The sequence below is a fragment of the Limosilactobacillus ingluviei DSM 15946 genome (assembly GCF_001435775.1).
Classification (GTDB): Bacteria; Bacillota; Bacilli; order Lactobacillales; family Lactobacillaceae; genus Limosilactobacillus; species Limosilactobacillus ingluviei.
In genome coordinates, this window is the sequence record NZ_AZFK01000011.1 from 1 (window position 1) to 19,081 (window position 19,081).

Below are 19,081 nucleotides of genomic sequence, written 5' to 3' on the forward strand. Positions count from 1 at the left end.
TGGGGGTAGACCAATTATTCTTCTAAAAGTTCATCAGTACCAGTTGACGAAGAACCGAAAAAAGGCTGAGAAAATTTCTCAGCCCTTGAAAATTAATTGCCACCAGAAACCCGCAACCGGTTAAGGGCCCGGGCAAGGTGAACTTCGGCCCGGGCAAGCTCATCAGCATTGTGCACTTGCTTAGCGTGTGCAATTTGCTTCTCTGCCCGTTCCTTGGCACTTTGGGCCCGAGCAACGTCGATCGTTTCGGCCAGTTCGGCACTGCCCGCAACAACCGTTGCAACTTGCCCGTTAAAATCAATGAAACCCCCGTTGACCGCAATCACGGTATCTTCCGTTTCACCGGCGTGCTTTAACCGTAATTCATCAATTGCCAAAGCGGCAATGATTGGTTGGTGGTTCTTCATTAACCCCATTTGCCCCTCACTGGTCTTCATTACCAGCAAGGTTGCAGGTTCATCATAGATGGTCCCATCAGGAGTGACAATGGTGACGTTGAAAGTCGACTCAGCCATGGTCATCCCTCCTAATCGTTAGCCGTCGTGTCCGCCTGCATCTTCTTTGCCTTGGCAACTACTTCGTCAATTCCCCCGACTAAACGGAAGGCTTCTTCAGGTAAGTCATCGTACTTCCCATCCAAGATTGCCTTAAAGTCCTTGACCGTTTGTTCCAGTGGCACGTATGCCCCTGGTTGACCCGTAAATTGTTCAGCCACGCTGAAGCTTTGGGATAAGAAGTTTTGGATCCGCCGGGCCCGAGCCACGACCGTCTTTTCTTCATCGGACAATTCGTCCATCCCTAAGATCGAGATAATATCTTGCAATTCACGGTACCGTTGCAACACGTGTTGCACCCCAGTAGCCACTTCGTAGTGTTCTTTTCCGACAATTTCTGGCGCTAACGCCGTTGACGTTGATGCCAACGGGTCCACGGCCGGATAAATCCCAATTTGGGTTAACCGCCGTTCCAAGTTCGTCGTCGCATCCAAGTGAGCGAACGTCGTCGCTGGGGCCGGGTCGGTGTAGTCATCGGCTGGCACATAAACAGCTTGAATCGACGTAATCGACCCCTTCTTCGTGGAAGTGATCCGTTCTTGTAACTGACCCATTTCCGTTGCTAAGGTTGGTTGGTAACCAACAGCTGAAGGAATCCGGCCCAGCAAGGCTGAAACTTCGGAACCGGCTTGCGTAAACCGGAAAATGTTGTCAATAAAGAGCAATACGTCTTGCCCCTTAACATCCCGGAAGTATTCCGCGATCGTCAAACCGGTCAGGGCAACCCGCATCCGCGCACCCGGTGGTTCGTTCATTTGACCATAAACCATGGCCGTCTTTTCCAGAACCCCAGAAGCCTTCATTTCGTAGTACATATCGTTCCCTTCACGAGTCCGTTCACCGACCCCCGTGAAGACAGAGATCCCGTTGTGCCCTTGGGCAATGTTATGGATCAATTCTTGAATCAAAACGGTCTTACCAACCCCGGCACCACCAAAGAGCCCAATCTTACCACCCCGCACATACGGCGCAAGTAAGTCAATAACCTTAATCCCGGTTTCCAGGATTTCCGTTTGGGTACTTAATTCTTCATACTTTGGTGCATCGCGGTGAATTGGCATCCGCTTTGCGTCTGGTCCAAATTCAGGACCATCGTCAACTGGTTCCCCTAAGACATTAAAGACCCGGCCCAAGGTATCATCGCCAACAGGTACACTGATCGCGGCTTCCGTGTTTTCAACGGTCATGCCCCGCGTTAACCCATCAGTTCCGTCCATGGCAATCGTCCGTACGACCCCGTCACCCAGTTCAAGGGCAACTTCGACCGTCAAGGTCTTGTCGTCGGCTTCTTGAATCTTTAAAGCCGTGTTGATTTCTGGCAGCTTTTCGTCTAAGGGAAATTCAACGTCAACAACTGGCCCAATGACTTGAACCACTTTACCAGTAGCGCTCATTTCATTTCCTCCAAAATCTCAATTTATTCTTGTGCTGTCATCCCACCGGTAATTTCAGTAATTTCCGTCGTAATGGCAGCTTGACGTGCCCGGTTGTATTGTAATTGCAAGGTCGAAATAATTTCATCGGCATTATCTGAAGCGGCACTCATCGCGTTGGCACTTGATGCGTGTTCGCTGGTTTTGGCATCTAAAATCGCCCCATAAACCAAGCTTTCCGCAAACTGGGGCACCAACTTACCAATTAATTGTGGCAAATCCGGCTCCAAGTCGTATTCAGCCCCGACTATCTTCGTCGCTTCGGTATCTTCTTGCAATGCTAATGATTCTGCTGAAATTGGCAAGACCAATTCCACCCGGTCCCGCGAAACGATCCGGTTCACAAAATGACTGTATGATAATAATAACTGATCATACACACCATCGGCGTACATCTGAACCGCATTCTTGACAATGTCATGCGTTTCGCGATACGTCGGCACGTCACTGATCCCAGTGGATTCAAAGACAACGTTCATTCCGCGTTTCTTAAAGAACTCGGTCCCAGTCCGACCTACCGTCAAAAAGACAGTATTGTCTTTATCCAGGCCCGCTTTTTTCATCTTATCCAGGGTCGCCTTAATCACATTACTATTGTAGGATCCGACTAATCCCCGGTCTGACGTAACAACTAAGATCCCAGTCTTTTTAACTGGACGCTTGGTGAAAAGTGTCCCCAAATGATCTTTATCATCGGAAACCCCGTTCTTTAAGGTCGCGTTATGAGATTTAACCAAGGATATTAACACCGACTTAACCCGGTCAGCATAAACTTCATAAGTCTTCGTGTGACCTTGGATTTGGTTGAGCTTGGCGGTGGAAACCATGTTCATGGCAGCTGTAATCTGCCGAGTGTTCTTGGTTGATTCTAAACGCCGCTTAACCGCAGCTAATGAAGCTGGCACTAAATCTCACCGTCCTTTCTTAGCGGTCAATCTTAGTCGTTGGCCTCTGTTTGATTATTTGCTTTTTTAGTAACTTGGAAGCCAGCAGCAAATTCCGCTACGGCCTTTTCCAATGCGTCGCCTTCTGGCAACTTGCCACTAGCTTTAATGCCATCATACAAGTCTTGGTGGTTGGCATGCATAAAGGCAGCTAATTCTTCTTCAAAACGCAAAACGTCTTCCACCGGAACCTTGTCCAAGAAACTGTGCCCTAAGGCAAACAACGTAACGACTTGTTGTTCAATTGGTTGCCCGGCGTGCAGACCTTGCTTTAAAACCTCAACCGTGCGTTCCCCACGCGCTAACTTAGCTTGCGTGGCCGCATCCAGGTCCGACCCGAATTGCGCAAAGGATGCCAATTCGTTGTAAGAAGCAATGTCCAACCGCAAAGTCCCAGAAACCTTCTTCATGGCCTTAATTTGCGCATCCCCCCCGACCCGGGAAACGGAAGTCCCGGCATCGATGGCTGGCCGCTGCCCAGCGTAGAAGGAGTCGGCATTCAAGAAGATTTGCCCGTCGGTAATGGAAATCACGTTCGTTGGGATATAAGCCGAAACGTCCCCGGCCTGCGTTTGAATGATTGGCAGGGCCGTCATGGACCCCCCACCCATATCATCAGACAACCGTGCAGCCCGTTCCAGTAACCGTGAGTGGGTGTAGAAGATATCCCCTGGATAAGCTTCCCGACCCGGTGGCCGCCGTAAGATTAAGGAAAGTTCACGGTAGGCATCGGCTTGCTTGGAAAGATCATCGTAAACAATCAAGACATCTTGACCATTGTACATAAATTCTTCCCCCATTGCGGCCCCAGCGTAAGGCGCAATGTAGAGCAATGGAGCCGGGTTAGACGCACTAGCTGAAACCACGATCGTGTAGTCTAAGGCCCCATAACGCCGTAACGTTTCAACTTGCGTACGGACCGTAGATTCCTTTTGCCCGATTGCCACGTAAACACAGATCACGTTTTGGTCCTTTTGGTGAATAATCGTATCAATGGCAATCGAAGTCTTACCAGTCTTCCGGTCCCCAATGATCAATTCACGTTGCCCCCGACCAATCGGAACTAAGGCATCAATCACCTTAATCCCAGTTTCCAACGGAACGGACACACTCTTCCGTTGCATAACCCCTGGGGCTTTCTTTTCGATTGGGCGCGTTTTGTCCGTAGCGATTTCCCCTAAACCATCCAACGGACGACCTAAGGGGTCAACTACCCGGCCCAATAAAGCATCGCCAACCGGAACTTCCATAATCCGGCCGGTCCGCTTTACGGAATCACCTTCGCGAATGCCCGTGAAGTCCCCTAAAATAACGATCCCAACATCGTTACTTTCGAGGTTTTGGGCCATCCCGAAGACGCCATTACTAAATTCGAGCAACTCACCAGCCATGGCATTTTCCAAACCATCGGCCCGGGCAACCCCGTCACCTACGTAGGTTACCGTTCCCGTTTCTTGAACGGAAATGTCATCTTGGTAGTTGGCGAGTTGCTTTTTGATGAGTGAACTGATTTCCTCAGTTTTAATGCTCATACAAATCTCACCTCTTCAAGTCCAAAAATTACTATTTAACGAGTAAACGACGAATCTGCTCAATCTTGGACTTTAAACTGCCGTCCAAAGTCTTGTGTTGGGCAGTAACAATTACGCCCCCCAAGATTGATTCATCAACCGTTTCGTGCAAAACAATCTCTTTTGCCCCATACCGGGTTAAGAGGTTTTGCTTGAGTTGAGCGCGCCGTGGTTCATCAAGTTGCACCGCTGTAACTACGTCGGCATGAACTCGTTTGTTTTGCTGATCGTACCGGCGTTCAAACTCATCAATAATTGCGACCATTGCATTCATCCGGCCGTAATCAAAAACCATTTGGATCAAGTTGGTCGTCAGTTGACTGGCCCCTTGTTGCAAGGCTTGAACCAAGGATTCTTTTTGGCTAAGACTAAGCTTAATGCTAGTTAAAAGGGTCGCTAAACGTGGATTTGCTTGAAAAATCTCACGCAAGCTCATGAGTTCTTGGTGGACCTGTTCCAACTCTCCTTGTTGATCGGCAAGTTCAAACAAGGCCCGGGCATAGCGGTTGGCAACCGTTTGTAGATCAAGACTCATGTTTTACCAACCCTTCAATATAAGAATCAATTAAGGCTTTTTGATCATCTGCATTTAATTGCTTTTGGATGAGCTTGGAAGCAATCTCAATAGACAGGTTTGCGACATCGTCCTTGGCACCACGCAACGCATCTTCGCGCGCTTGCTTTGCATCTCGTTGAGCTTGTTCCTTGAGGTTTTGCGCATCAGCTTGCGCCGCTGCTACAATTTGGTCCCCCTGGGTTTGGGCTGACTTTTTCGCTTGGTCAACAATTTGGGCGGCTTCTGCTTGGGAGCCTTCCAACTGTGCCTTGCGCTTAGCAGCCAATTCCGTTGCTTCCATCCGAGCTTGCTTGGCGGAATCAATGTCTTGGGCCACCGTCTTCGCCCGCTTTTCCATCATTCCCGTTACTGGTTTCCACACGTAGTGCCATACCAATAAAGCGGTCAGAATAAAGGAAATCAAGTAGAAGAGCATGTCCCCGACGTATAAGCTATTGGACTCTGCAATTACCAGCATCTATTGACACCTCCTTTACAAAATGATTTAAAAACCAACAACTACTTGTTCATTACTAAGAATGCGATAACGATGGCCAGGATTGGCATGGCTTCAATCAAACCAACCCCCACAAACATCGTCCCACGCAACGTACCAGACATTTCTGGTTGACGAGCCATCCCGTCGATCGTGTGGCCAATAACTAACCCGTTACCGACACCAGCACCAACAGCTGCCAAACCAGCAGCGATACCTGCAGCAATTGCACCCATTGTATTTTCCTCCTTAAGAAGTGGTTATTCCGCGGTTACCTTCCGAGAAATATAAACCGTCGTTAATGTTACAAAGACATATGCCTGGATTGAACCGATGAAGACTGAGAACCCTTGCCAAATCATTTCCATCGGCAAGCTGACAATCATCGTTGGCAACCCATGTGAAAAGGCCAGTTGCGCCAGCAACTTCAGCAACATTTCACCGGCAAAGATATTACCAAAGATCCGTAGACCCAGCGTTAAGAAATTAGCAAATTCCTCTACCAGATTAATGGGAAGCATTAACACGCTCGGTGTGAGGTATTCCTTAAAGTAAGCTTTAAAGCCCTTTTGCGAAATACCTGCAAAGTGCGTCAAGGTAATAACACACAGCGAGAACGTTAAGGTTACCACCGGATCAGCCGTAGGACTCTTGATTAGTTCGTGACCATTCCAACCGACTTGGAGAATCAGCCCCAGTTGGTTTGCAATGAACAAGAAGACGAACAGCACAAAGGCTAAGAAGCTGTAATTGCCCACCTGTTCCGCTGGCATTTGTGAGCGCACAATCCCATTCGTGAACTCAACCAACCATTCAATCACGTTTTGACCGCCCGTTGGCTTCATTTGCAAATGCCGTGAAAGTCCGAACAAAATAAAGAAAGTCAACAGACAAACGAGTAGGCCCGAGAGGACGTTGGTTGCATTAAAGGTCAAACCGAACAGCTCAAAAGTAAAAGCATCACCGCCCATTTACATCTCACCTCTTTTCCTTATAACATTCAAAGTTGTAATTTATTGCCATAAGTCACTAAAAAAGCTTAGACACCTAAGTTACAGAAAATAATATAGCATTGTTTAAGAAAAAATTCAAAACACTTCTGAACTAAAGAAATCGATTCCAAACTGCTCATTTCAGACGGTAATCGCTTTCACATGATTCACTTTTGAATCCGGTTTCATAATTTTTATAGTGTTTTTATCGGGCTAGCGCCGACCCCAGTAATTTCAAATTAAATTACCATATGATGGCATTAAAAGCCCGCTAATTTAGCGGTTTGCGCTCGTTACTCCGTCTTTTGATTTTATTTTGGTTCGCTTGATTATTAATCGAGGGAAAAATCAATTTTGTGAAATCAAAAACGATTCTGTCAATCGATTTCACCCACCCTTTCCAAGGCATTTTCATCGGTTTGTCGCGCTCATAATTTTTTCGTGAATTCACAAATTAAAAAAGTCACGATGTTACTCGCGACTTTTATTAGTTTAAGCTTTGGTCTCACTGCGTGCTTCTTCGGGGAGAACCAAGTTTAAAATAATCCCCAAGACCGCCGCAACTGCTAACCCCGAAAATTGATATTGCCCCAGTTGCAAGTAGGCATTTCCGATCCCGATCACTAAGATGACCGAGGCAATCATTAAATTGCGCTTTTTATCAAAATTAACGTGGCGTTCAATCAAGACGCGCAACCCAGATGAAGCAATCACCCCAAACAACAGGAATGAAATCCCCCCGATTACCGGGGCCGGAATTGATTCAATCAACGCCGACAGTTTCCCAACAAAACTAAAGAAGATCGCAAAAACCGCGGCGCCTGCTAAAACATAAACGGAGTGGACCCGAGTAATGGCTAAAACACCGATGTTTTCCCCATACGAAGTAACCGGTGGCCCCCCGACAAACCCGGCAATGATTGAAGCCGTCCCATCCCCAGCCAAGGTATGATTTAAGCCAGGATCTTTAAAGTAGTTGCACCCCGTTAACTCATCCAAAACCATAATGTGGCCCAGGTGTTCCGTCATCGTCACAAACGCGATTGGCGCCATGCTTAGAATGGCCCCCCAGTAGAATTGCGGATGATAACTGACAAAAGGAATCTGAAACGCTGGCAAGCTAAACCAATGAGCCGCTTGAACGCCTGAAAAATCGACAATCCCAAAGAGGCAAGCGATCACATAACCACTAATAATCCCGAGTAAGATGGGAATCAGACCCAAAAAGCCTTTAAAGTACATATTAAAAATAATCGTGATCAACAAGGTTAACAGCGCCACGACAAAGTACTTTAAATCATAGTGTGTGCCGTTCATCGTAGCATCTTTGGCCGCCGTTCCGGCTAACGAGAGCCCGATCACCATGACAATTGGTCCCACCACAATTGGTGGCAACACCCGGTCAATCCACGCTGAGCCAATCGCCGAAACAATCAGCGAAACAATCAGATAAACACAGCCAACCGCAATGGTCCCCTGGGCAATTCCCGGATAACCGGTTGTTTTCATCAAGGCCAGCATTGGCACAATAAACGAGAAACTAGAACCCATATAGGCGGGAATTTTATGCTTCGTAATCAGTAGGTACATTAAAGTCCCGACCCCCGAAGAAAACAGGGCAATCCCTGGATTTAAGCCCACCAAGATCGGTACCAGCACGGTCGAACCAAACATTGAAAACATATGTTGCAATGAAAGTCCCAACCAGTGCCCCGGCGTTGGCCGTTGATCGACGTCCAAAATTACGTCACGCTTGTTTTGCATCGTGCAAACTCCTTTCAGCAAAAAAGCCCTTGGGTCCATTTCGACTCAAAGGCTACTAACCGTTACTGAAAGCATAACGGGTATTACTGACCTTTGGAGCCTCACGGGACCCCCTTAAAGGACTCGATATCAATTATCGGTATTTTACCGGCCTTTTCCACCACTGTCAAGCAAGGATTTTCCCGGCAATTAGCTTTACACATGTCGCCGCCGAATCATCACCAACGCCGTCGTCGGCACCGTAACAATCACCGCTAAAAAGGAAATCAAGACCAAGGTCAACTCATGAACAAAAATCTTATTGTTCAATACCGCGCCCCACGTGTAATGCAGACCAAAAAACCAAATCAATAGGGCCAGTAAGCCCCCCACAAACCCAAAAAATAAGGTATTTAAGGTCGTCCCAATAATTTGTCTGCCAATCGCCAGTCCATTGAGAAACAAACGTTGATCCGGCAGGGTCGGATGCTTTTGCAAAATTTCGGCCAGCCCCGCCGCGACTGCCATTGCTGCTTCAGCAATCGCACCTAACGTCGCCAAAAAAGCGGCTGCAATTGTGACCGATAAAAAAGGGACCCCAATCGTCAACGACATCCCCTCTAAATCATCACTGTCTTCCAAACCAAAACCTTGTACCTGCACCCCATGTTCAACCCCAATTATGACCAATAACATGATCATCGCAACCAAGCAGGCGGTCCAAAAGGCCGGCAGCGCAACTTGCAAATCATCTTCTCCCATAAAGATTGTCACTGCTAGCACCACCAGTCCGCTGCCAACTGCCACCCAAACCGCCGGAACCTGCAACGCAATCAATAAAATGGTTAAATATAGGAAACCAAAATTAAGCAAAAAGCTCAAAAAGGCCATCCAACCTTGTTTGCCACCCACTAAAACCATTAACCCCAACAAAACTAAGCCTAAGGCCGTAATCGTTGTCATTTTACCTTCCTCCTTCCTAATAACAGGGCGGCAAAACAACTTACCAGCGGAACGGTTAAGACGATCCCAATCCCAGAAACTAAGCTCTGGACCATTCCCAAGCTCATATTCATATTAAAGGTATAGGCTAAGGAATTGCCGTTTTTTAAATATAACAAAGCAGACGGGAAGGTATCCGCCATAAAAATCAAAAACAACACATTTACCAACGGTCCCATAATCGACTTTCCCACGTTGCGACCAGAAAGAAACAGTTCACGCACGCCAATTGCAGGATTTAAGGTAGTTAATTCAAACAATGTGGCAATGATATCAGTTGCTTCATCCATCACCGCTCCTAACGACCCCAACAGCGTCTCAGCCAAAAATAACGGCCGGGGAATCTGTGTCACGTACTGCATTGACTCATAATAAACCCCTCGTTCACCCGTCATTTGCAAAAGCAAATAGCTGATGCCGACTGCTGTTGCGGTTCCCAAAAAGGTTGCAACCAAGGTCGCAACCATCTTTTTGCTCCACCCTAAAACCAGACTAAGGCTGCTAAAAGCAAAGAGGACCGCCAAACTGGCAAACAACCAGAACGCGTTCCAACTTTGAAATTTCAAATCCAGTTCAATTGCCAGCCCTAACCCCACGGAATTGATCAAAACTGATAATAAGGCAAAGCCGCCTGCCCGCCCCAAGGTTAACAGCAAGAGCGCGGTCACCAGCCAGAACAGCATTATGACGGCTCGATCACGTTTCCGGTCACCAAGGGTCGCTCGGTACGGTCGGTGGGCGGTCTGCAACTGGGTCAAAAAGACTTCATCCCCCACACGATAGGCCTGGTTCAATCCCATCGACTTCACATACTGATTGTTAATTTCAAACGTTTTTCCTGCCTGCCGTCCGTTTAAAAGCCGGAGCCGCAAGCGTTGGGTCACTTCTTGGTCCTGGTTTTCAAACTGATCTTGCGTCCTAGTAGTGTTAAGGGTGTGAACCGCCTCAACGCGCGCAAGCGGCGGCTGGTACAGGCGTTGGTCGTGACCAGTAAACCACCACAAACCCAGGCCCATTAAACCCAAAAAGACCAAGAGCCAACGGCGGCGCTTGGTCAGCCATTTCTTCATTTTCGTTCACCTCAAGTTAAATTTCCTTCTGAGTTTACACCCATTTAACAAACTTAAGGGGCACTTTTAGCCTTTTATAAGAAAAAAGCCCCAAGACCATCAAAATGATCTTCGGACTTTGCTAAATGCTTACTTGGTCCCAAACAACCGGTCACCGGCATCGCCAAGACCAGGAACAATGTAGCCATCTTCATTCAGGCGTTCATCTAAGCCCGCGGTGTAAATGTCAACATCGGGGAACGCATCCCGCACGGCCTTAACCCCTTCTGGGGCTGCAACTAAGCAGGCAAATTTCATATTCTTTTCCGCACAGCCCCGCTTCTTCAAGGCTTCAATTGCCATAATCGCGGACCCGCCGGTAGCTAACATGGGGTCCACAATAAACAATTGCCGTTCTGAAATATCATTTGGCAACTTAACAAAGTATTCGTGGGGCTTTAAAGTTTCTTCGTCCCGGTACATCCCGATAAAGCCAATCTTGGCCGCCGGAATCAATTCCGTCATCCCGTCAACCATACCGATCCCTGCCCGCAGAATTGGCACGATCGCGACTTTTTTGCCAGCCAGTTCCTTTTGGGTCGTTTTGGCAATTGGCGTTTCAACTTCCACGTCCTTTAACGGCATTGAACGCGAAACCTCGTACGCCATTAATGTTGAGAGTTCCTTGACCGTCTCGCGAAAGACCTTCGTCCCAACCTTTTTGTCCCGAATCATCGTTAACTTGTGTTGGATCAGTGGGTGATCCAATACTTCAAATTTGCCCATGATACACACTCCCTTTTGGTTTCTCAACCATTGTACCAAAAACCAACCGGCTTGCGGGAGAAAATTCCGACTATTTTCGTTTGCTACCGGTTTCAGACCACTTAATACTTGAAGTATTGTCCCCCAGCGGACTTATTCAAGCGGTTCATATAAGCCAAGCCCAAGCCGGTTTCCGGGAACGCCTGCACCAAAATCTGCTTGATCGTTGGGTGGTGATCAAAGGTCCGCAACCCATCAAACAAACGGTGGGCAGCCGTCGTTACATCCGTTCCTAACGAAAACGTCAAATCGGTTGCTGGCAATTGAAGTTGCTGCAAAATCGAATCAGTAGCCATCACGCCCACCGGGGCCGCCTGCTCTTGCAACCATTGCTTGACTTGCTGCCAATCCGCATCAGGCCGCACCATGTACACCTGCGCATTCGGGGCATAGTGCTTATACTTCATTCCGGGTGCTTTGGGGATCTCATCTTGCTTAACTTGGTGATGGTTCAATTCGATCGAGCCAATTACTGCCTCAATGTCGGCTTGGGTTACCGCCCCCGGCCGTAAAATTACCGGCTGCGCCGTCGACAGATCCAGGACCGTCGACTCTACGCCGACCCGGGTCGGACCGTTATCTAAGATCCCGGCGATCTTGCCGGCCAAATCATGATAAACGTGTTGGGCCGTAGTTGGACTCGGCTTCCCTGAAGTATTGGCAGATGGTCCCACTAGTGGAACCCCGGCTTCCTTAATTAAGGCTAGCGTCGGGGCACAGTCTGGGTAGCGAAAAGCAACGGTTGACAAACCACCAGTCACCGTTTTTGACAGTACGCCGGGCTTAATTTTTAAAATGATGGTCAATGAGCCGGGCCAGAAATGGGCCATTAATTGCCGGGCTGCCGCCGGAATTTCGGCGGCATATTGTTCCACCATTGCAACGGAATTCACGTGGACAATCAAAGGATTATCACTGGGCCGTCCCTTAGCTTGGTACACCTTTTTCACCGCTGCTTCATTCGTCGCGTCCGCCCCAAGGCCATACACCGTTTCAGTTGGAAAAGCAACCAGTTCTCCCGCGCGAAGCGTAGCGGCAGCGGTGGTAATTTCCTCCGGAGAAAAAATTTGTGTCTTCAAAATGCCATTGACTTCCTTTCTGATCTTTTATTCCTTATTTACCAAGGTCCACCCGAATCATCCGCATCCGATCGGCCATGTCATGCTTGGTTTGAATTTGGCCATCCGCGACTGTCCGGTGGAACAAGTCTTGAATGCGCTGCTCTTGCTTATACCCCGTCTCACCAAAGAGGACCCCACCAGGTACCAAATGTTCTGGTAATTCAGTAAACAGGCGCCGGTAAAAGCCTAAGCCCCCTTCTGAAGCAAATAAGGCCAACGGGGGGACATATTCGATCACTGAACGATCCATCTCATTGACTTCATCAACGGCAATGTAAGGGGGATTAGTTACAATTAAATCGAATTTTTGCCCGGCCAAGCCCGCAAACAGATCACTTTCGACTTGCCGCAGGTTGGTTCCGTGTAAACGTTGATTAGCCAAGGCAACTCGCAACGCACTGGTTGAAATATCACTCAAGGTCACTTGCCAACGGGGGCGTTCCAAGGCCAAAGTAATCCCGATCACTCCGCTGCCAGTTCCTAGGTCTAGCACGCGCAAAGGCCGATCAGCAGGCATCGTCGCTAATACCCACTCCACTAATTCTTCGGTTTCGCTTTCTGGAATTAAGACGTCCCGATTAACCACAAACACCCGACCAAAAAAGGGCGCCTTGCCAACAACATACTGGGCTGGTTCAGCATTGGCAATCCGCTCAACCGCCCGCGTAAACCGAAACGCCTCATCAGCAGGCATAATCTCCCGATTGTGCAAGACCAAATCCGTTAGTTTCCAGTCATGGATCATCTCTAAAATAAATTGCGGGGTGGCCGGATCCATTCCGGCTGCCTTCAAAAAAGAAGAAGCCCACTGCTGGGCTTCAAAATAGGTCCACTTACTCATTACGCAATTGCTCCAACTTTTGGGTTTGGTCAGCAATCATCAGCGCTTCAACAATATCATCCAAATCGCCGGCCATAATTTTATCCAATTTGTTTAAGGTCAACCCAATCCGGTGATCCGTCACCCGATTTTGCGGGTAGTTGTACGTCCGAATCCGTTCTGACCGGTCCCCGGTCCCAATCGCATCTTTGCGTTGGGCATCATAAGCGGATTGCTCTTTTTGTTGGTAGTAGTCATAAACCCGGGCCTTTAAAATCCGCATGGCCTTGGCCCGATTTTGTTGCTGCGACCGTTCATCTTGCATCGCAACCACAATCCCCGTTGGTAAGTGCGTCATCCGCACCGCCGAAGAAGTCTTGTTGATGTGTTGCCCACCGGCCCCAGAAGAACGGTAAACGTCAACCCGAATGTCTTTCGGATCAATTTCAATTTCAACGTCTTCAGCTTCTGGCATGACCCCAACGGTCGCCGTCGACGTGTGGACCCGCCCCGCGGATTCCGTAACTGGGACCCGTTGGACCCGGTGCGCACCGTTTTCAAACTTCAGCTTGGAGTAAACATTTTCCCCGGTAATCATCATGGCAATTTCTTTAAACCCACCAACTTCGGTTTCGGTCTGGTCGATGATTTCAACCTTCCAGCCTTGTTTTTCCGCGTAACGCAAGTACATCCCGTAAAGGTCAGCGGCAAATAAGGACGCTTCATCCCCACCAGCGGCTCCCCGGATTTCCATAATGATATTTTTATCATCGTTGGGATCCTTAGGAATCAATAGCACTTCCAGTTCCTTTTCCAAGGTCGCTTGGCGGGCTTTACTTTCAGCCAATTCTTCCTTAGTCATTTCCGTTAATTCGGGATCGGAGGTTTCCCGCAACAACTCTTCGTCATCTTTAATCGTTTGTGTCACCGTTTGGTACTCATGGTATTTTTCAACCGTTTCCCGTAAACTTCCCTCCTCCTTGGAGAGCTTCATGAACCGCTGACTGTCAGCAATCACTTCGGGATCAGAGATCAGTTCGTTTAATTCATCATACCGATCTGCGACCGCTTGTAATTTATCAAAGATTTCGTTCATTTGCATTCTTAATCAATCTCCTGTCCTGTGGATAATGCGGGGTGGAAGTAGTGATGGCGACAAACTGGGTAGTAGGACTCATTGCCCCCAATTTGGACCTGCTCGCCTTCATAAACTGGCTGACCGTCGTGAATCCGTAAATTCATAATCGCCTTATGTTTACAGAACCAGCAGATTGTCTTCATCTCTTCAATTTTATCGGCATAAATCAAAAGGTACTTGGAACCTTCAAACAGCTCATTTTTAAAATCATTTTTTAACCCAAAGGCCATCACGGGAATCTTTAATTCATCAACAATCCGGGTCAGTTGCAAAACATGCGCCTTGGTTAAAAACTGGGCCTCATCAATCAACACGCAATAAAGGGGGTGTTTAACCGCTTTAACCAATTCATAGATATCAGTATCCATCATCACTGGCGTGACCTGGCGTTCTAACCCAATACGAGAGGCAATAATCCCCCGCCCCGCGCGGGTATCAACCCCACTGGTCAAAAGTTGCACTGGTTTGCCCTGTTCTTCATAATTGTGTGCGACTTTTAAAATGTCAATTGACTTGCCGGAATTCATTGCTCCGTATTTAAAAAACAGCTGTGCCAATTCTTTCACCCTTTTTTAATTGCATAGTGATCTATATTATAGCGAAGATTGCCCCATTTTTAAACCGTCTTCGCCGGGAAGCTTAAAAAAATCTGGTAAAATCCTTGGAACTAAGCCAAAGAAGGGATTGCTTTTCTTTTGATACCAGAACGCTTATAATTTCTAAATGTGATTATTGCGAAATGAAGGAGGCGCCTTATGTCGCTCAAAAGTTCAATTGCTGAAGCCGCTGGCCGATCCAGTTACTGGTTTTTACACAAGTTTTTCAACGGGGGCAGCTCCCTGCCGGGAAAAATCACGCTAAAACTGGATCCCAATATTCTCCAAGCCTTCAGCCAAAAATACGACCTGGTGATCGTGACCGGGACCAATGGCAAGACCTTAACCACGGCCTTAAGTGTCCGGGTCCTCAAGGAAAAATATCCGCAGGTCCTGACCAACCCTACTGGTTCTAACATGGCTCAAGGGATCGTCACCACATTTATTACCGCTCCCCGGCCCAAGCACAAGGGGTTAGCCGTCTTGGAAGTCGACGAAGCCAACGTGGTCCGGGTCTGCCAATACATTACGCCGATTGCCTTTGTAATTACCAATCTCTTCCGTGATCAAATGGATCGCTATGGTGAAATCTATACCACTTACGACAAAATTTTGGCGGGGATCAAATTGGCTCCTCAAGCTACCATTATTACAAATGGGGACGAACAGATTTTTAATACCAAGTCCTTACCTAATCCGACCATTTACTACGGCTTTGACCATACTGAAAAGGGCGACTACATGGCGCCAGCCAATACGGATGGCTTGCTTTGTCCCAAATGCCAGCACATCTTACATTACCATTTGCGGACCTATGCTAACTTAGGGGATTACTTCTGTCCGTACTGCGGCTTTGCTCGGCCCCAATTAACTTATACCGTGACCAAGCTGACCGAACTGACCCCAACCAGTTCGACTTTCGAATTGGACGGTCAAGAATACCGAATTGGGATTGGTGGTTTATACAATATTTACAATGCGCTGGCTGCGTATGCCTTAGGGCGCTTTTTGGGGGTTGAACAAGCCCAGATCAAGCATGCCTTTGAATCTGACGAGCGGGTCTTTGGCCGCCAAGAAATAATTAAGGTTGCTGACAAAGAAGTCACCTTGATTCTAGTGAAAAATCCGGTGGGGCTGAATCAAGTTTTGGACATGATCTTAACGGATCCCGAACCATTTAGTTTTGGTTTTCTTCTAAATGCCAACTACGCGGATGGCATCGATACCAGTTGGATTTGGGATGGGCAATTTGAAAAGCTCAAAGATCACGCAATTCCTTACTTCATGACCGGTGGTGAACGCTACAAAGATATCACCACCCGACTGACGATGGCGGGGATTGAATTAAATACGCATGAACCAGACCTGACCAAGGTGATTGACGACATCAAACAGATGCCAACCCGCCATGTTTACTTGCTGGCAACTTACACGGCGGTCCTGCAACTACGCAAAGAACTGGCGGACCATGGCTACATTAAAGGGGGAATGGATTAAGATGGCGCAATATCATTTACGCTTGGCGCACCTTTACGGTAATCTTTTAAATACGTACGGTGATGAGGGCAATATTTTGGCATTAAAGTACTATGCCCAACAAATGGATGCCGAGATTGAAGTGCAACTAATCAGTATTGAAGAAGATTTTCACGCTGATGACTTCGATTTAGCGCTCTTCGGCGGTGGCCAAGATTATGAACAACTCGTCGTTTCAAAAGACTTACCGCATAAAGCGGCGGAGTTAAAGAAATTTATCGAAGCTGATAAACCGTTGTTGGCAATTTGTGGGGGCTATCAACTCCTGGGCCAATACTATGTTGACGCCAATGGTCAAAAAATTCCGGGGGTGGGCGCATTAGATCACTACACCCTGACGCAAAGCCAACAGCGGACCGACAGCGCTAACGCCACCCGGTTCATCGGCGACATTACGATTAAAAATAAGGAAACGGGCCAACTTTACCATGGCTTTGAAAACCACAACGGGCGAACTTTTTTAGGCCCCAAAGAGCGCCCCTTGGGGATTGTGAAAGAAGGGCATGGCAATAACGGTGAGGACCAAACTGAAGGCGCCATTTACAAGCATACCTACTGTTCCTACTTCCACGGGCCGATTTTAACGCGCAACGGTGAACTGGCGAAGCGAATGCTGCTGCAAGCCCTGGAATTAAAATATCCAACGGCTGACTTCAGCCAACAAAAAGCGTTGAAAATCGCTCCCACTTTCTAACGGGAGGCCCCAAAATGAATCTTTTTTCCACTTTAATGGTCCTGATCTTTTTTGCGGAATCTTTTTGGGAAATCCGCCTGTATTCCCGGCTCTCCCAAAAAGCTCCCACCGTTCGTCAGCCGGCTGAACAGGCGCGCCTCGCTAAAGTCATGCGGCTTGAACGGCGGTGGAATCTTTTTTCATGGCTATTGGTTCTCGCGGCCTTAATCTTACCTGAGCACCTGTTTATGCCCTTAGCGTGCGTGTTAGTGCTTTGCGAAACTTTAGTCGTAATGCGCTTGGATCAGGAAGATCGCCGGCTTAGTTAAGTTGATAACAAGCAAATTGATCGCCTTTTGAAATTAATTATGATAAATTTTTCTTTGTAATCAATTTCATCGAAGAATGAGGTGACAAAATGGCACAAAAAATTAATTTGAAGGCCGCGGTGGCCGCTGGGATTGCAGCCGGTTTAGTTTCTGGTTTGGTCAAACTAGGCTGGGAAAATCTTATGCCCCCGCGGACGCCCGAACGGGATGCGACTAATCCGCCCCAAAAGCTCTTGGAACAACTTGGGGTGCCTAGTGAAGTTACCCACGCGACCTACACTTACGCTGGTCACCAGCTGCCTTGGGTTAGTTATCTGGTCCATTTTGGCTTTTCGGCTGGCTTTGGGGCCCTGTACAGCGTCGGAGGCCAGTTGGCGCCGTGGCTTAAAACCGGCCGCGGCGTTCCATTTGGCTTAGCCGTTTGGGATGCTTTCCACGTTGAGTTAATGCCCCGCTTGGGAACTGTCCCGGCCGCGAAAGACCAACCCCTTGAAGAGCACGTCTCCGAAATTTTAGGCCACGCAGTTTGGATGTGGTCAACCGACCTCATGGCGACGCAACTCTATCAACAGTTTAATCACCACGCGGACTAACTTTAACGCAACACAAAAGTGGCCGCCTTGCCAGCTCCCTTCTTGATAAGGGGGCGCAAGGCGGCCACTTTTTTATTCTAGCTGGGCTTGTTCATTTAAGTAGGTAGCAAAAAGCTGATCGCGGCGGGCAAGGTAAGCCTGATTGTGCCCAGTCGGATGAACGCGATTCGTCAACCCGATCAACCCCTGCTTGGTTTGCTGGTCAATCAACAAAAAGGTCCCTGTAAACCCGGTATGGCTTGCAATCAGGTGGCGGGGCGTCCCCCGGCTGGTGAACAGCTTCCAACCCATCGCCCGGTGGTGTTCACCGGGTAAGGCGGTTTGGTCGCTAAACATCATCGCAACACTGGCCGGCGTGAGGAGACCGTTTAAATTCGTTGTTATTAAAGCCTGGACATAGGTCAGGACCCCGGTTAACGTCCCGAACAACCCTGCACTGCCACAGTGCTCTTTTAAAACCGCAGCTTTGGGATCATGTACCTCCCCCCGCAACAAGCCCCGGTGCGCCGTAATGGCCGTTGGCACCGTCTCATTTGGCTGCGGCCGAAAGGTGAGTTCGGACGCTAAACCAAGGGGAGTAAACAGGACGCGGGTCGCCAACGTTTGAATGGGCACCCCCGTAACTCGTTCGGCAATTAAGCCGGCAAAGATCAGCCCCAAGTCGGTATAACAAATATTGCGCTTGGCATTTGGGCCAAACTGCTCCGTTTGTAACAAAGCCGTCAACAGCTCCGTTTGGTTTAGGCGCTCCCGGTGCGGAATATAGCCTTCAATTGCCGCCGTGTGGGTTAACAATTCCCGGAGCGTTACGCTTTGGCCCTTGAGTTCAGGGAGGTACTTTTGAACTGGATCATCCCAGCGCAATTGCCCTTCTTGTACCAACCAGGCGATTACCGGCGTCGTTGCCAACACCTTGGTTAACGAGGCCAAATCGTAAAACATTCCCGGCTGCAACGCTTCGCGGGTCGGCTGTAATTGAGCCCAGCCTTGCTCTTTGGTCCAAACCTGGTCTCCTTCAAATAGCGCGTAGGAAAGCGCCGGGACGACTTGATCATGGACCAACGCTTCCAATTGGGCCAAGGTTTGTTGGTACTTATCTTGCCACACTGC

General features: G+C 48.3%; 21 protein-coding genes. 4 read left to right on the forward strand and 17 right to left on the reverse strand.

Features of this window, described 5'->3' with window-relative positions; genetic code table 11:
- Positions 1 to 92 precede the first annotated feature (92 nt).
- The 16 genes from FC43_RS01875 to FC43_RS01950 form a co-directional block, all read right to left on the reverse strand.
- On the reverse strand, positions 93 to 515 hold the full coding sequence (locus FC43_RS01875) for a F0F1 ATP synthase subunit epsilon (RefSeq protein WP_019205295.1): 423 nt from the start codon (positions 513 to 515) through the stop codon (positions 93 to 95).
- An 11-nt stretch (positions 516 to 526) separates the two neighbouring features.
- Positions 527 to 1,948 carry a F0F1 ATP synthase subunit beta gene (atpD, locus tag FC43_RS01880; protein WP_019205294.1) on the reverse strand — a complete coding sequence of 474 codons (1,422 nt, stop codon included), beginning with the start codon at positions 1,946 to 1,948 and terminating at the stop codon, positions 527 to 529.
- 23 nt (positions 1,949 to 1,971) lie between these two features.
- Positions 1,972 to 2,892: a F0F1 ATP synthase subunit gamma gene (locus FC43_RS01885; protein WP_019205293.1), complete on the reverse strand. Its 921-nt coding sequence runs from the start codon at positions 2,890 to 2,892 to the stop codon at positions 1,972 to 1,974.
- Between the two features lie 32 nt (positions 2,893 to 2,924).
- Positions 2,925 to 4,463, reverse strand: a complete 1,539-nt coding sequence (gene atpA, locus FC43_RS01890; RefSeq protein WP_019205292.1) for a F0F1 ATP synthase subunit alpha — start codon at positions 4,461 to 4,463, stop codon at positions 2,925 to 2,927.
- A 31-nt stretch (positions 4,464 to 4,494) separates the two neighbouring features.
- A complete protein-coding gene (gene atpH, locus FC43_RS01895; RefSeq protein ID WP_019205291.1) occupies positions 4,495 to 5,037 on the reverse strand; it encodes an ATP synthase F1 subunit delta in 543 nt (180 codons plus the stop codon).
- Positions 5,027 to 5,536, reverse strand: a complete 510-nt coding sequence (gene atpF, locus FC43_RS01900) for a F0F1 ATP synthase subunit B (protein ID WP_019205290.1) — start codon at positions 5,534 to 5,536, stop codon at positions 5,027 to 5,029. The genes atpH and atpF overlap by 11 nt, the downstream gene beginning before the upstream one ends.
- A gap of 41 nt (positions 5,537 to 5,577) precedes the next feature.
- Positions 5,578 to 5,790, reverse strand: a complete 213-nt coding sequence (gene atpE, locus FC43_RS01905) for a F0F1 ATP synthase subunit C (protein WP_019205289.1) — start codon at positions 5,788 to 5,790, stop codon at positions 5,578 to 5,580.
- A 24-nt stretch (positions 5,791 to 5,814) separates the two neighbouring features.
- Complete coding sequence (atpB, locus tag FC43_RS01910) at positions 5,815 to 6,525, reverse strand: F0F1 ATP synthase subunit A (protein ID WP_056953651.1); 711 nt, start codon at positions 6,523 to 6,525, stop codon at positions 5,815 to 5,817.
- Positions 6,526 to 7,038: 513 nt separating this feature from the next.
- Positions 7,039 to 8,310 carry a uracil-xanthine permease family protein gene (locus tag FC43_RS01915; RefSeq protein WP_056953653.1) on the reverse strand — a complete coding sequence of 424 codons (1,272 nt, stop codon included), beginning with the start codon at positions 8,308 to 8,310 and terminating at the stop codon, positions 7,039 to 7,041.
- 195 nt (positions 8,311 to 8,505) lie between these two features.
- Entirely contained in the window at positions 8,506 to 9,252 is a 747-nt protein-coding gene (locus FC43_RS01920; protein WP_056953655.1) for a YibE/F family protein, read from the reverse strand.
- A complete protein-coding gene (locus tag FC43_RS01925) occupies positions 9,249 to 10,361 on the reverse strand; it encodes a YibE/F family protein (RefSeq protein WP_056953657.1) in 1,113 nt (370 codons plus the stop codon). The genes FC43_RS01920 and FC43_RS01925 overlap by 4 nt, the downstream gene beginning before the upstream one ends.
- Positions 10,362 to 10,490: 129 nt before the next feature.
- Entirely contained in the window at positions 10,491 to 11,126 is a 636-nt protein-coding gene (gene upp, locus FC43_RS01930; RefSeq protein WP_056953659.1) for a uracil phosphoribosyltransferase, read from the reverse strand.
- Between the two features lie 101 nt (positions 11,127 to 11,227).
- Complete coding sequence (locus tag FC43_RS01935; RefSeq protein WP_056953660.1) at positions 11,228 to 12,244, reverse strand: L-threonylcarbamoyladenylate synthase; 1,017 nt, start codon at positions 12,242 to 12,244, stop codon at positions 11,228 to 11,230.
- Between the two features lie 34 nt (positions 12,245 to 12,278).
- Positions 12,279 to 13,127 (reverse strand): peptide chain release factor N(5)-glutamine methyltransferase, encoded by an 849-nt coding sequence (prmC, locus tag FC43_RS01940; RefSeq protein ID WP_019205281.1) that lies wholly within the window; start codon positions 13,125 to 13,127, stop codon positions 12,279 to 12,281.
- Positions 13,120 to 14,202 (reverse strand): peptide chain release factor 1, encoded by a 1,083-nt coding sequence (gene prfA, locus FC43_RS01945; protein ID WP_191979088.1) that lies wholly within the window; start codon positions 14,200 to 14,202, stop codon positions 13,120 to 13,122. Before prfA ends, prmC begins: the two co-directional genes overlap by 8 nt.
- An 8-nt stretch (positions 14,203 to 14,210) precedes the next feature.
- The gene (locus FC43_RS01950; protein WP_056953665.1) at positions 14,211 to 14,801 is read right to left on the reverse strand and encodes a thymidine kinase; all 591 of its coding nucleotides are present in this window, start codon (positions 14,799 to 14,801) and stop codon (positions 14,211 to 14,213) included.
- Between the two features lie 198 nt (positions 14,802 to 14,999).
- Between FC43_RS01950 and FC43_RS01955 the strand changes: the two genes are divergently transcribed.
- The 4 genes from FC43_RS01955 (at position 15,000) to FC43_RS01970 (ending at position 17,971) form a co-directional block, all read left to right on the forward strand.
- The gene (locus FC43_RS01955) at positions 15,000 to 16,337 is read left to right on the forward strand and encodes a Mur ligase family protein (protein ID WP_056953668.1); all 1,338 of its coding nucleotides are present in this window, start codon (positions 15,000 to 15,002) and stop codon (positions 16,335 to 16,337) included.
- Between the two features lies 1 nt (position 16,338).
- Positions 16,339 to 17,070 carry a type 1 glutamine amidotransferase gene (locus FC43_RS01960; RefSeq protein WP_056953669.1) on the forward strand — a complete coding sequence of 244 codons (732 nt, stop codon included), beginning with the start codon at positions 16,339 to 16,341 and terminating at the stop codon, positions 17,068 to 17,070.
- Positions 17,071 to 17,084: 14 nt separating this feature from the next.
- Complete coding sequence (locus FC43_RS01965; protein ID WP_019205276.1) at positions 17,085 to 17,378, forward strand: hypothetical protein; 294 nt, start codon at positions 17,085 to 17,087, stop codon at positions 17,376 to 17,378.
- Between the two features lie 89 nt (positions 17,379 to 17,467).
- Positions 17,468 to 17,971 (forward strand): DUF1440 domain-containing protein, encoded by a 504-nt coding sequence (locus FC43_RS01970; protein ID WP_019205275.1) that lies wholly within the window; start codon positions 17,468 to 17,470, stop codon positions 17,969 to 17,971.
- 72 nt (positions 17,972 to 18,043) lie between these two features.
- Here the strand turns inward: FC43_RS01970 and FC43_RS01975 are convergent, their stop codons facing one another.
- Positions 18,044 to 19,078: a serine hydrolase domain-containing protein gene (locus tag FC43_RS01975; RefSeq protein WP_235807566.1), complete on the reverse strand. Its 1,035-nt coding sequence runs from the start codon at positions 19,076 to 19,078 to the stop codon at positions 18,044 to 18,046.
- Between the last annotated feature and the right edge of the window lie 3 nt (positions 19,079 to 19,081).